This window comes from Pseudomonas sp. M5A4_2d, assembly GCF_053345295.1.
Map to the genome: position 1 here is coordinate 376640 of NZ_JBKEZW010000006.1, position 16671 is coordinate 393310.

The following is a 16671-nucleotide window of genomic DNA, read 5'->3' on the forward strand; positions in this document are numbered from 1 at the left end:
TGCTCCTATTTCGTGACGTCCGGATCCTGCATGACCTTGAGGGTAGAGGACTCCGGATCAAATTCATCCTCTTCCAGCTCTAAGAACTCTTCCGGCAGGAAAATGTTCAGCACAATTGCACAGAACGCACCCACGGTGATGGGCGACTCGAAGATGTTGTGCAGCGCCTTGGGCAAGTCGCGCAAGACTTCCGGCACGGCCGCGACACCCAGGCCCATACCCAGGGAAATCGCCACGATCAGCACATTGCGCCGATGCAGCCCGGCTTCGGCAAGAATCTTGATCCCGGCCACGGCCACGGTGCCGAACATGATCAGGGTGGCGCCGCCGAGTACCGGTTTGGGCATCAGTTGCAGCACGGCACCGATCATTGGAAACAAACCCAGCAGCACCAGCAGGCCGGCGATAAAGTACGCCACGTAGCGACTGGCCACGCCGGTCAGCTGAATCACGCCATTGTTTTGGGCGAAGGTCACCATCGGCAGGCTGTTGAACGTCGCGGCCATCGCTGAATTGAGGCCGTCGGCCAGCAGGCCCGACTTGATACGCTTGATGTACAGTGGGCCTTTGACCGGTTGCTGGGAAATCATCGAGTTGGCCGTCAAGTCACCGGCGGCTTCCAATGGCGAAATCAGGAAGATCACCGCCACCGGTATAAACGCCACCCAGTCGAACGAGAACCCGTACTTGAACGGCACTGGCACGCTGATCAACGGCACCTGCGGCAGCGCCGCCATGTCGACGCGGCCCATCCACCAGGCCACCACGAAGCCCAGGGTCAGGCCGATTACGATCGAGCCCAGGCGCAGGAACGGATTACTGAAGCGGTTGAGCACTACAATGGTCAGCAGCACCAGCGCCGCCAGCCCCATGTTGCTCGCCGCGCCCAGATCACTGGAACCGAAGCCCCCCGCCATGTCGGTGACCGCCACCTTGATCAGTGACAAGCCCATCAAGGTGATAATGGTGCCTGTCACTACCGGGGTTATCAGCTTGCGCAGCTTGCCGATGAACTGGCTGAGCACCACTTCGATAAAGGCCGCGAAAAAGCAGATGCCGAAGATCGTCGAGAGGATCTCATCCGTGCCGCCGCCTCGGGCCTTGACCATGAACCCGGCACTTAAAATAACGCTGATAAACGAAAAACTGGTGCCCTGCAGGCACAGCAGGCCGGAACCGATCGGACCGAACGTGCGCGCTTGCACAAAGGTCCCGAGCCCGGACACGAACAGCGCCATGCTCACCAGGTACGGCACTTCGCTTTCCAGGCCAAGCACGCCGCCGACGATCAACGTGGGGGTGATGATGCCGACGAAACTCGCGAGCACATGTTGCAGTGCTGCAAAAATCGCTGCGGTGAAGTGCGGGCGGTCTTCCAGGCCGTAGATCAGGTCGGATTTATAGCGGGGGCGAGGGGTTTGAGCGTCAGACAAAATACAGGCCCGGTAGGGAAAGGGGCGCGCAGGATGCCAGAAAGTACGTGTTGTCAGAAGTGTGTAAAAAAATTTCGAAATATTCTGCATAAATTTCACACGTCTGCCGATAGCGTAGGTAAGCCCACCTATCCTAATTACAAGAGTGGTGCCCAAAGATCAGGTCGCCGCGTTGACGCTGACTGATCGTGTCGCGGCAGGGATGCTTGCAAACACTACTTCTCGAGAGCAGCCCTATGTCCCTTCGTAATCTGAATATTGCCCCTCGCGCTTTTCTCGGTTTTGCGTTCATTGCGTTGCTGGTAGTAATCCTTGGCGTGTTTGCCGTCAACCGCATGACGACGATCCGTCAAGCATCGCTGGATATGGGGACCAACCAATTACCCAGCGTGAAGTTTCTCGGCAACATGACCGAGAACGTGCTGCGCCTGCGAATTCTCTCGTTCCGCATATTGATCAATCGCGAGCCCGCCTCCCTGGAAGAAGCCAAAACTCGCGTGGCTTTTTTGGTCGACAAGGTCAAGCAGGCGCAGAGCGCTTATGCGGCGATGCCGGCGGGCGCTCAAGAGGCGGCGTTGTACAAGACTTTCGCCGTCACGCTCGACAGTTACTTCACCGCCCAGGCCGAGATGATGTCGCTGTCCCAGCAGAACAAAGTCGAGGAGATGCGCACCCTCATCAATACCCGTATCAAGGACGGCACTGACCTGATGGGCGAGCAGTTGAACAAACTGATTGCTATCAATAGTGCGGATGCCGAACAGGCCGGCCGTGATGCTGAAGGCAGCTATCAGCAAGCGGTTGCCGGCATTATCGGCGTGTCGGTGGTGGCGGCGTTGATGACGGTGTTGCTGGCCTGGCTGCTGACCCGCAGCATCGTTACGCCGCTGCGCAAAGCCGTGGAAGTGGCAGAGACCATTGCGGCCGGTAACCTCAGCAAAGCCATCGAAGACGACGGCAAGGACGAACCGGCACGTTTGCTCGGTGCCTTGGCCGCGATGCAAACCAACCTGCGCCAAACCATCCAGCACATTGCCGGTTCCGCCACCCAGCTTGCGTCAGCAGCGGAAGAACTGAGCGCGGTCACCGAGGAAGCCTCCAAAGGCCTGCAACAGCAGAACAACGAAATCGACCAGGCCGCCACCGCCGTCAACGAAATGACCGCTGCCGTGGAAGAGGTGGCGCGCAACGCGGTGTCCACCTCCGAAGCCTCCAGCCAATCCAACCAGGCGGCGCGTGAAGGGCGTGACCGTGTGGTGGAAACCGTCGGCGCGATTCAAACCATGACCCAGGATGTACAAAACACGTCGGTCATGATCGAAGGCCTGGCCACTCAGGGCCGCGACATTGGCAAGGTCCTCGACGTGATACGCGCAATTGCCGAACAGACCAACCTGCTCGCGCTCAACGCAGCGATTGAAGCGGCCCGCGCCGGTGAAGCCGGCCGTGGGTTCGCGGTGGTGGCCGATGAAGTCCGCGCCTTGGCTCATCGCACCGCGCAGTCGACCCAGGAAATCGAAAAAATGGTCGCCGGTATCCAGAGCGGCACCGGTGAAGCGGTGCAGTCGATGCAGCAGAGCAACCAGCGCACCCAGGCCACCCTGGAAATGGCCCGCGCCGCCGGTGTGGCCTTGGAGCAGATCACCCAATCCATCAGCCTGATCAATGAGCGCAACCTGGTGATCGCCAGCGCGTCGGAAGAGCAGGCGCAGGTGTCCCGTGAAGTGGACCGCAACCTGGTGAACATCCGCGACCTGGCGACTCAGTCGGCGGCGGGCGCCAACCAGACCAGCGCGGCCAGCCATGAGCTGTCGCGCCTGGCGGTGGATTTGAACGGGATGGTCGCGCGTTTCGTCATCTGATCCGAAAGCGTGGGGGAGCGCGCCGCTCCCCGCATTTACACCTCGTTCACGTTGACCCAACGCGCTTCCCGCGCGGCCAGGCGAATCGCCGTTGCCAGCCGCTCGACCTCCCACGCGTGGTCAAAGTCGGTGCCATCGACACCCTGGCCTGCCAGCGCCATGATCAATTCGTGTACTTCCAGCGTCTTCAACTCGTTGTAGCCCAACTGATGCCCGGCCGCCGGGCTGAACGCGGCATAGCCGGGCAGGGCAGGACCTGCCAGCAAACGCTGGAACCCGTCCTGGCCGACACGGCATACACGCAGCTCATTCAAGCGTTCCTGATCGAACGCAAGGGTGCCTTTCGTACCGCTGATTTCGAAGCTCAGGTGGTTCTTGTAGCCATGCTTGAGCCAACTGCTGCTCACGGTGCCACGGGCGCCGTTGGCAAAGCGCAGCAGCGCATGCACCTGGTCATCCACGGCAATCGCGCGGTGCGTCTGGCTACCGGCGGTGGCGGGGCGCTGGGCATGGACGGTTTGGGTATCGGCGCACACGCTGAGCACATCGCCCACCAGGTAGCGCGCCATCGACAGCAGATGGCTACCGAGGTCCGCCAGCGCACCACCGGCATGTTCCACTTCACAACGCCACGACCAGGGCGAAGCCGGGTCGGCCATGAAGTCTTCGCTGAACTCGCCCTGGAAGCTGATGATCTCGCCCAGCTCGCCATTGGCGATCATCTGCCGTGCCAGGCTGATCATCGGGTTGTGCTGATAGTTGTAGCCGACCCGCGTGACCACGCCGGCGGCACGCGCAGCGCGGCGCATGGCGTCGGCCTGTTCCAGGCTGACCGCCAGCGGCTTTTCGCAATACACCGCCTTGCCCGCCGCAATAGCGGCCATGGCCATGGGGTAGTGCAGATGATTGGGGGTGGTGATGGCCACCACCTCAACCGTGGGGTCGTCGATCAGCGCCTGCCAATCGCCGTGGGCCTGGGCAAACCCCCACGCCGTGCCGCAACGCCGAGCGCGCTCGGTGTCGGCATCGGCCAGGGCGGCCAGCTTGAGGCGTACCGGCAGTTCGAATACCGCCCGCGCATTGTTGAACGCTAACGCATGGGCGCGCCCCATGAAGCCCGTGCCGATCAGGCCGATTCCGAGTTCACGCATAGCCGTGGTCCTTTGAATTATTGTTTTCAAGAGCGCCATTAATGGAATAAAAATTCTCTAAATTCAATAGGTGGAATAAATATTCATTAATCAGCCTGGGGAATGCAGTCATATTCAGGCCGCGGCCAAACGCTGCCAGTTAACAAAAGATAACGTAGCGCCGATTGTCAGACGATTCGAAAGCCCGATAGGATGGCCCTGCTTCCTCCAGGCGCTCTAGAGTGCAGGTTTCAGAGCCCGGGAAGGCGAGACCACCTAACAATAATAAATGGGGAGAAAGGTCTATGAGTGAGCCTGTCATGGGTTGGGCTGTTTGCTGCCCGCGCGCCGCACGCAAGGTTGCGATGCTGGCCACAGCGCTCTCGCTGTTTGGGGTGTTATCGACACCCGTGTTCGCCGCCGGCGATACCAGTGCACAGCCGGTATTTGCGATTGAATCCCCCAAGGCCGCCAAAGGCCTGATGATCGATGTGGTCCACGCCGGCAAGCGTCTGGTGGCGGTCGGTGATCGCGGGCACATCCTCTATTCCGATGACCAGGGCAGCACCTGGACCCAAGCCAAAGTCCCTACCCGGCAACTGCTCACGGCGGTGTATTTCGTCGACGATAAACACGGTTGGGCGGTCGGCCATGATGCGCAGATTCTGGCAAGCGCCGACGGCGGCGCCACCTGGGCCCAGCAATACCAGGACCTCAAGCGCGAAGCCCCGTTGCTCGACGTGTGGTTCAAGGATGCCGAACACGGTATCGCCGTGGGCGCCTACGGTGCGTTGATTGAAACCACCGATGGTGGCAAACGCTGGGAAGACGTCAGCGATCGTCTCGACAACGAAGACCAGTTCCACCTCAACGCCATCGCCTACATCAAGGACGCCGGGCTGTTTATTGTCGGCGAGCAGGGCAGCATGTTCCGCTCCAGCGACGACGGCCAGACCTGGGAGAAGCTCGAAGGCCCCTACGCGGGGTCGCTGTTCGGTGTGATCAGCACCGCCCAACCGCAAACCCTGTTGGTCTATGGCCTGCGCGGCAACCTGTATCGCTCCACGGATTTCGGCACCACCTGGGAGCAGGTCCAATTGAATGCGGCGCGTGGCGCCCTGGAGTTCGGTTTGTCGGGGGCGAGTTTGCTCGATGACGGCTCGCTGGTCGTGGTCGGCAACGGCGGCAGTGTGGTGGTCAGTCACGACGACGGCCAGACCTTCAGCGTATTCAACCGCCCGGACCGCATTTCATTGTCGGCGGTCACTGCGGCAGGCAATGGCAACTTGATTCTGGTCGGGCAGGGCGGTGTACGCGTTGCTACGCCGGCCGGCGCTGAACTCGAAAAACAATAAGAAGGCGGGTAAAGAATGAGCAGTCATCACAACGATAAAGCGACCTTGCTTGAGCGCCTGATCTTCAACAATCGCCCGGCAGTCATCGTCATCTGCCTGCTGGTGAGTATTTTCCTGTTCTGGCAGGCGACGCTGATTCGCCCGTCCACCAGCTTCGAAAAGATGATCCCCCTCAAGCATCCCTTCATCGAAAAGATGATGGAACACCGCAATGACCTGGCCAACCTGGGCAACACCGTGCGCATCTCGGTGGAGGCCAAGGATGGCGACATTTTCACCAAGGAGTACATGGAGACCCTGCGCCAGATCAACGACGAGGTGTTCTACATCTCGGGCGTCGACCGCTCGGGCCTCAAGTCGCTGTGGAGCCCCAGCGTACGCTGGACCGAAGTCACCGAAGAAGGCTTTGCCGGCGGTGAAGTGATCCCGCAAAGCTACAACGGCTCGCCACAAAGCCTCGACCAGTTGCGCAATAACGTGCTCAAGTCCGGCCAGGTCGGGCGCCTGGTGGCCAACGACTTCAAGTCAAGCATCGTCGACATCCCGCTGCTGGAGTCCTACCCGGACCCGCAGGATCAGGGCAAATTGCTAGCCCTGGACTACCGCACGTTCTCCCATGAACTCGAAGACAAGATCCGCGACAAGTTTGAAGCGCAAAACCCCAACGTCAAAATCCACATCGTCGGCTTTGCCAAGAAGGTCGGCGACCTGATTGATGGCCTGGTCATGGTGGTGATGTTCTTTGGTATCGCGTTCGTCATCACCCTGATTCTGCTGCTGTGGTTCACCAACTGCCTGCGTAGCACCGTCGCGGTATTGAGCACGACATTGGTGGCGGTGGTCTGGCAACTCGGGCTGATGCACTTTTTCGGTTTCGGCCTCGATCCGTATTCGATGCTGGTGCCGTTCCTGATTTTCGCCATCGGTATTTCCCATGGCGTGCAGAAGATCAACGGTATTGCGCTGCAATCCAGTGAGGCGGACAACGCGCTGACCGCGGCGCGACGCACGTTCCGGCAACTGTTCCTGCCGGGGATGATCGCGATTCTCGCCGACGCCGTGGGCTTTATCACGCTGCTGATCATCGATATCGGCGTAATCCGCGAGCTGGCCATCGGCGCCTCCATCGGCGTGGCGGTGATCGTGTTCACCAACCTGATCCTGCTGCCGGTGGCGATCTCCTACGTCGGCATCAGCCAGCGCGCCATCGCCAAGAGCAAAAAGGACGCGCACCGCGAACACCCGTTCTGGCGCCTGCTGTCCAAATTCGCCAGCCCCAAGGTCGCGCCGGTGTCTGTTTTGCTCGCGCTGATCGCCTTCGGTGGCGGCCTCTGGTACAGCCAGAACCTCAAGATTGGCGATCTGGACCAGGGCGCACCGGAACTGCGCCCGGACTCGCGCTACAACAAGGACAACAATTTCATCATCAGCAACTACTCCACCAGCTCCGACGTGCTGGTGGTGATGGTCAAAACCCGTGCTGAAGGCTGTTCGCGCTATGAAGCCATGGCGCCCATCGACCAACTGATGTGGAAGATGCAGAACACCGAGGGCGTGCAGTCGGCGATCTCACTGGTGACCGTGTCCAAGCAAATGATCAAGGGGATGAACGAGGGCAACCTCAAATGGGAAACCTTGTCGCGCAACCCTGACGTACTGAACAACTCGATTGCCCGTGCCGATGGCCTGTACAACAACAATTGCTCGCTGGCGCCGGTGCTGGTGTTCCTCAACGACCACAAGGCCGAAACCCTCGACCGTGCGGTACATGCCGTGCAGGACTTCGCCAAGGAGAACAACAAGGACGGCCTGGAGTTTATCCTCGCCGCCGGTAACGCCGGGATCGAAGCCGCCACCAACGAGGTCATCAAGGAGTCGGAGCTGACCATTCTGATCCTGGTCTACCTGTGCGTGGCCACCATGTGCATGATCACCTTCCGCTCGTGGGCCGCCACCCTGTGCATCGTGTTGCCGCTGGTACTGACCTCGGTGCTGGGCAACGCGCTGATGGCGTTCATGGGCATCGGCGTCAAGGTCGCGACTTTACCGGTGGTGGCGCTGGGCGTGGGGATTGGCGTGGATTACGGCATCTACATCTACAGCCGTCTGGAAAGCTTCCTGCGTGCCGGCTTGCCTTTGCAAGAGGCTTACTACCAAACGCTCAAGTCCACCGGCAAAGCCGTGCTGTTCACCGGCCTGTGCCTGGCAATCGGCGTATGCACCTGGATCTTCTCGGCCATCAAGTTCCAGGCCGACATGGGCTTGATGCTTACCTTCATGCTGCTGTGGAACATGTTCGGCGCGCTGTGGCTGTTGCCGGCGCTCGCGCGGTTCCTGATCAAGCCCGAGAAACTGGCGGGGCAGAAGGGCAATTCGTTGTTTGCCCACTGATGGTTTAACGGCCTTGCTCGGTCAACCTGTGGGAGCGGGCTTGCTCGCGAATGCGGTGGTTCAGTCTATGCATTGGGTGACTGATACTCCGCATTCGCGAGCAAGTCGCACCGCCGCTGCCACTTTGGTTCTATGTCCAACCTATAGATTACAGCGTGGGCTATCATTGGCACTTTCCCGCAAAATGATTGACTGCCATGACTGCTGACAACCTGACTACCATCCTCGCCACCAGCGACATGCTGGAAATCGATGGCCTGCACGCCTTTGATTTCAGCCTGGACGACCAAAAATTGCTGATCATTTGCATGGACGGTCGTGCCGAGAAACGCTGGAGTTTCAGCCTGGAGCAAGTCAAGGCGGCGGTTTTTGATCAAACCCTGCAAAGCTGGACCCTTACCGGTGACTCGGGCGAGCATCGCCTGGTCTGCATGAGCGGCGTCACCGGCAACAATAACGACGAGGATGAAGCGGATGATGATGCGTAAATTCTGGCCCCTGCTGATGGCGGGCAGTGTGGGTGCGATGTCGGTGCAAGCCGCGCCGGTCGACACGTATGAATTGCTGGTGGGCAGCTACACGGCCGGCACCAGCGAAGGAATCTACCGCCTGCAGTTTGATAGCCGTACGGGGCAGTTCAGTGGCAAGCCGGTGCTGGCGGCCAAGGCGGCCAACCCCTCGTGGCTGACGGTTTCCAAAGACCAGAAGCACCTGTTTGTGGTCAATGAGAACGGCCCGGGCCAGAACGACCCGGTCGGGCGTGTCAGCAGCTACAGCATTGACCCGCAGAGCCATCAGCTCACCCTGATCAACCAGGTGCAGAGCCTGGGCAACGAGCCGACCCATTCCAGCCTGGCTGCTGACGGGCGCTACCTGTTCGTCGCCAACTATTCAGTGCTGGAAGACCCGGGCGGTAGCCTGGCGGTGCTGCCGGTCGATGCCAATGGCAAGCTGTCGGCGCCGGTGCAGTTGAGCGCGCACCCGGCGAGCCGCGTCAACCCTGAACGCCAGGCCTCCAACCACGTGCATTCGGTCGTGTCGTCGCCGGATGGCAAGTACGTGTATGTCCAGGACTTGGGGGCAGACAAGATTTTTGTTTACCACTATGACCCAAAGGCCAACCACGAACTGCCACTCACTGCGGCCAACCCGGCCTCCGTGCCACTGCCACCGGGCAGCGGCCCACGCCACTTGCTGTTCAGCGCCGATGGCAAGCATGCCTGGCTGACCACCGAGATGAGCGCTCAGGTGGCGGTGTTCGATTACAAGGACGGCACGCTCAGCCAAACCCAACTGGTGGATTTCGCTGCCGGGCAGCCGGTGTCCGACAAGGCGGGCGCAGCACTGCACGCCTCAAGTGACGGCAAATTCCTTTACGTCAGCAACCGCGGCACGGCCAACCAGATGCTGGTATTCAGCATCGACCCGGCTACCGCGCACCTCAAGGAACTGCAGCGCCGTTCCGTCGAAGGTGACCACCCACGCGAGTTCAGCCTGGACCCGAGCGGCAAGTTCCTGCTGATCGCCAACCAGAAAAGCAATGAAATCGTGGTGGTCGAACGTGACCCCAAGACCGGCCTGCTGGGTAAAACCGTGCAGAAATTGCCGATCGATGCACCCAGCGACCTCAAGTTCCTGGTGCGTCAATAAGCCACAGGCCCCGCAGTGCGGGGCCTGACTCTGTGTATTAATTCTATTAATAGCGGCTACTGTTTCAAAGCATTTCTAAGGTTTAGCCCTCGGGCGTAAGTTTGGTTCCAAGGCCTTCCCCGGCCACTCAATCAAACGAACACAAGGGTTACCGACATGAACTTCAATCTCTTCTCGATCATCGCCGCTTCCGCTGTTTCCGCCACCGTGGCATTGCCTGCCGCTGCCAGCGTGGAAGTTTCCGGCAAAAAATCCAGCACCAGCGCCTACACCCAGAAATACCTGCAACAGAGCGCCAACTTCTATGCCGCACTGGATCACAAGACCCAACACTGAGCTTGAGCTGAGCGACGGTCAAATGTGGGAGCTGGCTTGCCTGCGATGAAATCAACTCGGTGTATCAGTTGGACCGAGTTGTCGGCATCGCAGGCAAGCCAGCTCCCACATTTGATTGTGTTGGGCTCAGGGTTTTGCCATCACCGCAATAAACAGCGGCGATTCCAGAAAGCGTTGTAGCCAGGCTTGTAACTGGCGATACGGCGTCCCGGCAAACCACTCGCGATCCACATGGGCAAACTGGCGCACAAACGGCGCCAGTGCCACATCGGCCAGGCTTAAATGCTCGGCCAGCAAATAGTCATTTCCCGCCAACAAACCTTCCAGCGTCTGCAAAAACACCTCGCCCTCGGCCCGGTAATGTTCCATCGGCTGCTCCGGGTAGCGTTCGGCGTACTTGTATCGATTCAAGTGATGTTTGAAGACCTGATCGTTCTCGGTAATCAGGTCCAGCACCCTCGGGTCGCCTTTTAGCAACCAGTCATCCGGATCATGCTGCGCCAACGCCCATTGCATGATTTCCAGGCTTTCCTCGATCACCCGGCCACCCACGCTGAGCACCGGCACCGTGCCCTTGGGTGACAGCGCGAGCATCTCGGCCGGCTTGGCCTTGAGGCTTACCTCGATGATCTGCACAGGCACGCCCGAGTAGCGCAACGCGAGGCGCGCCCGCATCGCATACGGGCAGCGCCGAAACGAATACAGCAGCGCCTCGCTCACTTGACCTCCAGGGTGCTCAAGCCATTGCCCTGGCGCTTGACCTGGATCTGCACCGGGATGCGTTCGTGCATTTCCTGCACGTGAGAGATCACCGCCACCTTGCGGCCCTGTGCCTGCAGGCCGTCCAAGGCGTCCATGGCCAATTGCAGCGATTCCGGGTCGAGGCTGCCAAAGCCTTCGTCGATAAACAGCGACTCGATTTTCAACGTACTCGACGCCATCGACGCCAGGCCCAACGCCAGCGCCAGCGACACTAGGAATGTTTCGCCACCGGACAACGAGTGCACCGAGCGTAATTCATCGCCCATCTCCGTATCCATCACCAGCAAGCCGAGCATGCTGCCGCCACGCTTGAGGCGGTAGCGGCGCACCAGCTGGCGCAGTTGCACGTTGGCGTGGTGCACCAACAGGTCGAGGTTGTAGGCCTGGGCGATCTTGCGGAAGGTGTCGCCGGTGGCCGAGCCGATCAGCGCATTCAGGCGCGCCCAGCGCTGCCACTCGTCATACGCCTTGGCGATATGCTCGGCCAACACGTGGTTGGCGTCCTGGCGGCGCTGGTCTTCGGACTGGCGCGCACGCAGTTCCGCGCAGGCTTTTTCACCTTCGGCCAATTGCAGATTGAGCGCAGCCAGGGCGGCGTCCAGTTGTTCGGCTGCCAGGTTGCCGTTGTGCAACGCTTGGTGTTCAGCCAGGCGTTGTTCGCGTTCCTGCAGCAGCACCTTGGCTTGTTCGACGGCTTTTTCGCTGTGCTGCAACTGCTGGCGCAATGCGCTGACGTGGCTGTCATCAAAGGCCAGCAAGCGCGTGAGCCCGTCGTCATGCAGGTCGGGGTGCAAGGCACGCCATTCGCTCAGGCGTTCGCCCAGGGTGTGCTGCTCGGCGGCCAAGGCCTGTTGGCGATCCTGCTGCGCCTTGAGGTCGGCGGCCAATTGAATCAGCGCGTTGCGGATCTCTTGCAGCTGTTGGTTGGCATCGGTCTCGCTTTGGCGTGACTGGGCCACCGCCTGGTCCAGTTGCTGTTGCCACTGTTCGGCACTGCTGTGCTCGCCGAGCAGTGCGCTGAGTGTTGCCTGCGCGGCCTGTTGCCGTGCAGACAGCTCGGTGACCTGCTGGAGCAAGGCGTCCAGTTGCTGCTGGCGATGCTGCTGATGGGTGTGTTCTTTCTCGATGGCCTGCTGGCGCTCGTGCTGCTCGGCCAGTTCATCGCGCTGGTGGCCCAGTTGCTCAAGGCGTTGGCTGACGTGCTGGTCCAACTGCATAAACGTCGCCGCCGGTTCGCGGCGCAGACCTTCGAGGGTTTCGGCGGGCAACAGGCTGGCGAAGGCATGGAGTTCTTCGTCGAGGCGCTCGCGGTCGTTGGACAGTTCGCGCTGCTGGTCCACCAGCAACTGGCGGGCTTGCTGGCTTGCGTCCTGGGCGGCTTGCAGTTGTTGCTGCAAGCGCCCGGCATTTTGCTGAAGGTTGAGCAGGGCGCCCTGGCGTTGTTCGTCCTGGCTGATGCTTTGCGTCAGTTGCGCCAGTTGCTGGGCCAGCCAGGTGCTGCGTTTGGCGGCGTCCTGATTGAACAACGAGGCGGCCAATGGGTGCGCTTGCAGGCTGGGTGTCAGGCCTTGTTGCTGTGTCGCCAGTTGCTCCTGCTGCTGCAGGAACTCCTTTTGCTGGGCGATCAAACCGCCGACTTCGCCACGCAGCTCGGTGAGTTTTTCCTTGAGCGTGTCGACCGCTTTCTGCGCCGTCGCTTCTTCGTTTTCATCATGACGGCCAAGGCTTTGCAGCAACGCTTCGGGCTGGTGGTACGGATGCTCATGGCTGCCGCACACCGGGCACGGTTGGTCGTCCTGCAACTGCTCGCGCAATTCCTCGACGCTGGCACTGCGGGCCAGGCGCTGGCGTTCCAGCAGTTGCTTGGTCACCGTCAGGGTTTGTTCGGCCACCGTCAGTTCGGCTTTGGTCTGCAGGCCGGTCTGGTTCAGTTGTTCGCGTTGCTGCTGGGCGTCCGCGAGCTTTTGCGTCAATGCAGCAGCCTGTTGGTCCAGCTGTTGCTGGCTGTCCCACAGGCGCGTGAGGTCTTCGAACGCGCGCTGTTGCTTGCGGTTGTCTTGCAGCAGGCTGGCGAGTAATTGAATCTGCTCGGCGACCGCGTGCGGCTCGGCACCGGCTTCCTGATACAGCAGGTCCAGCGCGTCGCGTTGTTGGGCGAAATTGTCGGCTGCGGCGGTGGCGCGCTGTTCGAGTTGCGGCAGCTCGCTCTGGCCCTTGTTGAGGCGGTTGCCGATCAGCATCAGCTGTTGCAGACGGTCGCGGTAGGCGCTCCAGGCGTCGCTCAGCGGTGCCAGAGTGGCACTGCGTTCCAGCTCGGCCGCCAGGCGTTGCAGGCGTTCGGTGACTTGGGTTTGCTTCTCCAGCAACCCGGTGAGCAAGGCCTGGCCTTCGTGGCAGGCGCTTTCCTGTTGCTGTTTGTCGTCGCTGCGCTTGGCCAGGTCTTGGGTCAGGTGGGCGAGGGTGCTCTGTGCTTCGAACGCCTGACGCAACAAGGGCACGGCGTCGGCCTGCTGTTTCAGGGCGTCAGCCAAGGCTGCCTGGGCGGCAGACTGCTGCTGTTGCGCCTGCTCCTGACGCGCCTGCAGCGTGGTTTGCTGCGCGAGGTGCTGCTGAATCTGCGCGGCGAGCGGTGCAAGTAACGTAGCGAGTTCAGCCTGGCGCGCAAACTGATGGCGTTGCGGTGCCAATTGTTCCAGGCGGCTCAGGTCCTGGCGCTGCTGGCCCTGGCCTGCCCAATCCGCCTGCGCCCGTTGCAGTTGCTCTGTTGCATGTTGCTGACGCTCCTGCCACTCACGCAGCTCCTTGAGCCAGGTGTGCTGCAGCTCCAACTGCTTGAGCTGGGCCTGTTGGGTCTTGAGCTGTTGCTGAGCCTCGGTCAACTGTTGATCGAGTTCGGCGCGGGCCTCGGCGGGCAACGGCACCACGCCGGTGGCCTGGTCTTGCAGCTGTTTATGCGCGTCCTTGGCGTCCTTGGCCTTGTCGAAGGCGCGACGGCCCAACTGGGTGTAGAGCGCGGTGTCGGTGAGCTTTTCCAGCAGTTCGCTGCGCTCGTTATCGTTGGCCTTGAGGAACGCGCTGAATTCGCTTTGCGCCAGCAACACCGCGCGGGTGAACTGTTCGAAATTCAGGCCCAGGGCCAGTTCCAGCTGGGTTTTGTATTCAGTCTTCTGGCTGGCCAGCAGTTGGTCGCTGTCCAGGTCGACCAGGCTTTGTCGGCTGTTCTGCAACTTGCCGCTGGCCTTGTCACGGGCGCGGTTGGCTTCCCAGCGCGCGCGGTAGCGACGGCCGCTGACGCCGACAAAATCCACCTCGGCATAGCCACCGCCGGTGCCGCGACGCAGCAAGGTGCGCGGGTCGCCGATGGAAATGTCGCTGTCGGCATCCGGCATTTTCGCCTGGCCGGTATCGCCCAGGCGCGGCACCGCGCCAAACAGCGCCAGGCACAAGGCATCCAGCAAGGTACTTTTGCCCGCGCCGGTCGGCCCGGTGATGGCGAACAACCCGGCGCTGGCCAAGGGCTCGGCGGTAAAGTCGATTTCAAACGGGCCTGCCAGGGAGGCGAGGTTTTTCAGGCGGATGGCGAGGATCTTCATGGCTGTTCGCCCTCCTGTTGCACTTCCTGGAGCAGCACGGCGAAGTCCTTCAAGGTCTGTTCATCCACTTCACTGCCATAGCTGTCCTGCCACGCACGGCTGAACAGCTCTTGGGGCGTGAGCTGGTCGAGTTCGATCAGGCGCTCGTCGTCAGTCTCGTCACTGCCGCGTTTGCCGGCATATTCGGCGGCAATGCGTACCAGGCGCACGGCCTTGCCTTGCAGGGCGGTCTCGATTTGCTGGCGCAGGTCCGGTTGCGGCTCATCGAGGCGCACGCGCACTTCCAGCCATGGGTGGCGCTGGGTTTCGGCGAGCAGGTCGATGTCGGGCAAATCCGCCAACTGCTTGAGGATATCTGCCAGCGGCGCGGCTTCCAGGCGTTGCAGGTTGACCGAACGCGGAATCAGGCGCGGCTCGACACTCACCAGGCACTGGCCCTGAAAGGTCACATCGAGAATTTGGTGCTTGTAGCCGATTTCGGAAAACGACAAGGGGATCGGCGAGCCACTGTAGCGAATCCGCTCCTCGCCATTTACCCGCTGCGGCTTGTGCAAATGGCCGAGGGCCACATAACTCACGCTGGCATCGAACAGGCTGGCGGGCAGCGCCTCGGCATTGCCGATGATCAGGCTGCGCTCGGAGTCTTCCGACACCGAACCACCCGCCATGTGCGCGTGGCTGATGGCAATCAGCGCCTGGCCTTTTTTGCGTTTGGCATTGGCGGCGGCGATCAGCCATTCATGTACCTGGCCGATGCCGCGCAGGTAGTCGTCGCCCAAGTGCGCGCCGGTGACTTCCGCCGGGCGCAAAAATGGCAGCGCCAGGCACCAGGCGGCGATCTTGCCTTTGGCGTCAGGCAGCGGGATCAGCAACCGGTCGGCATCCAGTTGGCCATCATCCAGCCACAGCACCCGCCCCAGGGCATGGGTGCGCAAACGGCGCATCAACGGCGCCGGCAACTCGATACGCGAGCCGGAGTCGTGGTTGCCGGCGATCATCACAATCGTGAGTGTCGGGTTTTGTTCGTGGGCGCTGATGATGAAGTCATACAGACGCTCCTGGGCCTTGAGCGGCGGGTTGACCGTGTCGAAGATGTCCCCGGCGATCAGCAACACATCCGGCTGCTCGGCTTTTAATTGACCCAGCAGCCACTCGAGAAAACAGGCGTGTTCGAAGTCGCGTTCCTGGCCATGCAGGTTTTGGCCGAGGTGCCAGTCGGAGGTGTGGAACAGACGCAAGGCGAACTCCGTGGAGAAGATGAAAAGGAGGGGAGTTTACCTGTAAAAGCCCACACCGTGCCCGCGGCTGACCCAGATCAACTGTGGGAGCTGGCTTGCCTGCGATGGTATCACCTCGGTGTGACAGAAAGACCGAGGTGTCTGTATCGCAGGCAAGCCAGCTCCAACAGGGGTCATGCGGCGTGCAGGCAGTTCAGTGCGCGGTCGGCGAGGGCTCTGGCGCTGTCGATCAGGTGCTCGGTGGCACCGGCGATGTGGCGTTGATCGCCGCTCAACCCTTGGCTGGAAACGGCTGCGGTGGCGGCTGCACAGCGCAGCAAGTCGCAGATTTGGGCGAGGGCGTCTTCGAAGCTGAGGTCGTGGTGCGCGGTGAAGGACGGCGGTGAGTCGGGTTGTAGGTAGTGGCTCAGGGCGCGTTCGAAGATTTCGCGGTCGAGGGTGAAGCGGGGTGGGTCTGGGACGATTTTATGCATGAATGAACCTCCTGAAAGATCTGGAGCCATTCTCTTGCCGATCTCACTCGTCAAAAGGTGGCAGCTATGTGCAGGGTGAGATTGCCGGTCAGGAGCACCCGGTCAGACCGAAGTCTGCCCGCACACAGCCGCCATAGAGCATGTTGCTCGCGGTTGTGGCACTTGGCACCTAATCACATCACAGGATCTCACCCCTGATCGCTGATATGCAGCGACGGAGCGAAGGCTAGCCAGTGGAGTGAGCAGGCGCAAGGCCGAAGGATTGTCTAGGAAACTTCCCGCAAATTAAAGGGATATGGATTGCTGGCCTTTAACAATGCATGTCGATCAGGCGTTTAGGTAGATATGAGTACATATCCGTTGCTGCGGTAACGGCTGCTTAGGGTTCCGCCCTTACGGCGGGTCACTTTTTTACAAAGCGCCTAAAAAAGTAACCAAAAAACGCTTT

12 protein-coding genes are annotated in these 16671 nt (G+C 60.8%); 6 read left to right on the forward strand and 6 right to left on the reverse strand.

The genetic code is table 11. The features are described 5' to 3' along the window. Window positions 1-5: 5 nt before the first annotated feature. Window positions 6-1433: a nucleobase:cation symporter-2 family protein gene (locus ACLBW8_RS16910; protein WP_064452706.1), complete on the reverse strand. Its 1428-nt coding sequence runs from the start codon at window positions 1431-1433 to the stop codon at window positions 6-8. A gap of 236 nt (window positions 1434-1669) precedes the next feature. On the opposite strand from ACLBW8_RS16910, the gene ACLBW8_RS16915 reads away from it, so the two are divergent. Next, entirely contained in the window at window positions 1670-3295 is a 1626-nt protein-coding gene (locus ACLBW8_RS16915) for a methyl-accepting chemotaxis protein (protein WP_432750596.1), read from the forward strand. A 35-nt stretch (window positions 3296-3330) separates the two neighbouring features. On the opposite strand, the gene ACLBW8_RS16920 is transcribed toward ACLBW8_RS16915, so the two are convergent. After that, complete coding sequence (locus ACLBW8_RS16920; RefSeq protein WP_447805902.1) at window positions 3331-4446, reverse strand: Gfo/Idh/MocA family protein; 1116 nt, start codon at window positions 4444-4446, stop codon at window positions 3331-3333. A gap of 299 nt (window positions 4447-4745) precedes the next feature. Here ACLBW8_RS16920 and ACLBW8_RS16925 point away from each other — a divergent pair, with 299 nt between their 5' ends. From ACLBW8_RS16925 to ACLBW8_RS16945, 5 genes are all read left to right on the forward strand, one after another. After that, a complete protein-coding gene (locus ACLBW8_RS16925; protein ID WP_432751522.1) occupies window positions 4746-5780 on the forward strand; it encodes a WD40/YVTN/BNR-like repeat-containing protein in 1035 nt (344 codons plus the stop codon). Between the two features lie 15 nt (window positions 5781-5795). Next, entirely contained in the window at window positions 5796-8171 is a 2376-nt protein-coding gene (locus ACLBW8_RS16930) for an efflux RND transporter permease subunit (RefSeq protein ID WP_221294947.1), read from the forward strand. Window positions 8172-8368: 197 nt separating this feature from the next. Then, complete coding sequence (locus ACLBW8_RS16935; RefSeq protein WP_432750595.1) at window positions 8369-8659, forward strand: DUF5629 family protein; 291 nt, start codon at window positions 8369-8371, stop codon at window positions 8657-8659. Then, window positions 8646-9821: a lactonase family protein gene (locus ACLBW8_RS16940; RefSeq protein WP_447805903.1), complete on the forward strand. Its 1176-nt coding sequence runs from the start codon at window positions 8646-8648 to the stop codon at window positions 9819-9821. Before ACLBW8_RS16935 ends, ACLBW8_RS16940 begins: the two co-directional genes overlap by 14 nt. A gap of 156 nt (window positions 9822-9977) precedes the next feature. Next, window positions 9978-10157: a hypothetical protein gene (locus ACLBW8_RS16945; protein ID WP_073638665.1), complete on the forward strand. Its 180-nt coding sequence runs from the start codon at window positions 9978-9980 to the stop codon at window positions 10155-10157. A gap of 126 nt (window positions 10158-10283) precedes the next feature. Here ACLBW8_RS16945 and ACLBW8_RS16950 read toward each other — a convergent pair whose 3' ends face one another. The 4 genes from ACLBW8_RS16950 to ACLBW8_RS16965 all read right to left on the reverse strand — a co-directional run bounded on the left by ACLBW8_RS16950 (window position 10284) and on the right by ACLBW8_RS16965 (window position 16223). Beyond that, window positions 10284-10877 carry a glutathione S-transferase gene (locus ACLBW8_RS16950; RefSeq protein ID WP_447805904.1) on the reverse strand — a complete coding sequence of 198 codons (594 nt, stop codon included), beginning with the start codon at window positions 10875-10877 and terminating at the stop codon, window positions 10284-10286. Then, entirely contained in the window at window positions 10874-14512 is a 3639-nt protein-coding gene (locus ACLBW8_RS16955; RefSeq protein WP_447805905.1) for an SbcC/MukB-like Walker B domain-containing protein, read from the reverse strand. The genes ACLBW8_RS16950 and ACLBW8_RS16955 overlap by 4 nt, the downstream gene beginning before the upstream one ends. Beyond that, on the reverse strand, window positions 14509-15750 hold the full coding sequence (locus ACLBW8_RS16960) for an exonuclease SbcCD subunit D C-terminal domain-containing protein (RefSeq protein ID WP_262664957.1): 1242 nt from the start codon (window positions 15748-15750) through the stop codon (window positions 14509-14511). The genes ACLBW8_RS16955 and ACLBW8_RS16960 overlap by 4 nt, the downstream gene beginning before the upstream one ends. A 173-nt stretch (window positions 15751-15923) precedes the next feature. Further along, window positions 15924-16223 (reverse strand): DUF6124 family protein, encoded by a 300-nt coding sequence (locus ACLBW8_RS16965; RefSeq protein ID WP_447805906.1) that lies wholly within the window; start codon window positions 16221-16223, stop codon window positions 15924-15926. Window positions 16224-16671 lie beyond the last annotated feature (448 nt).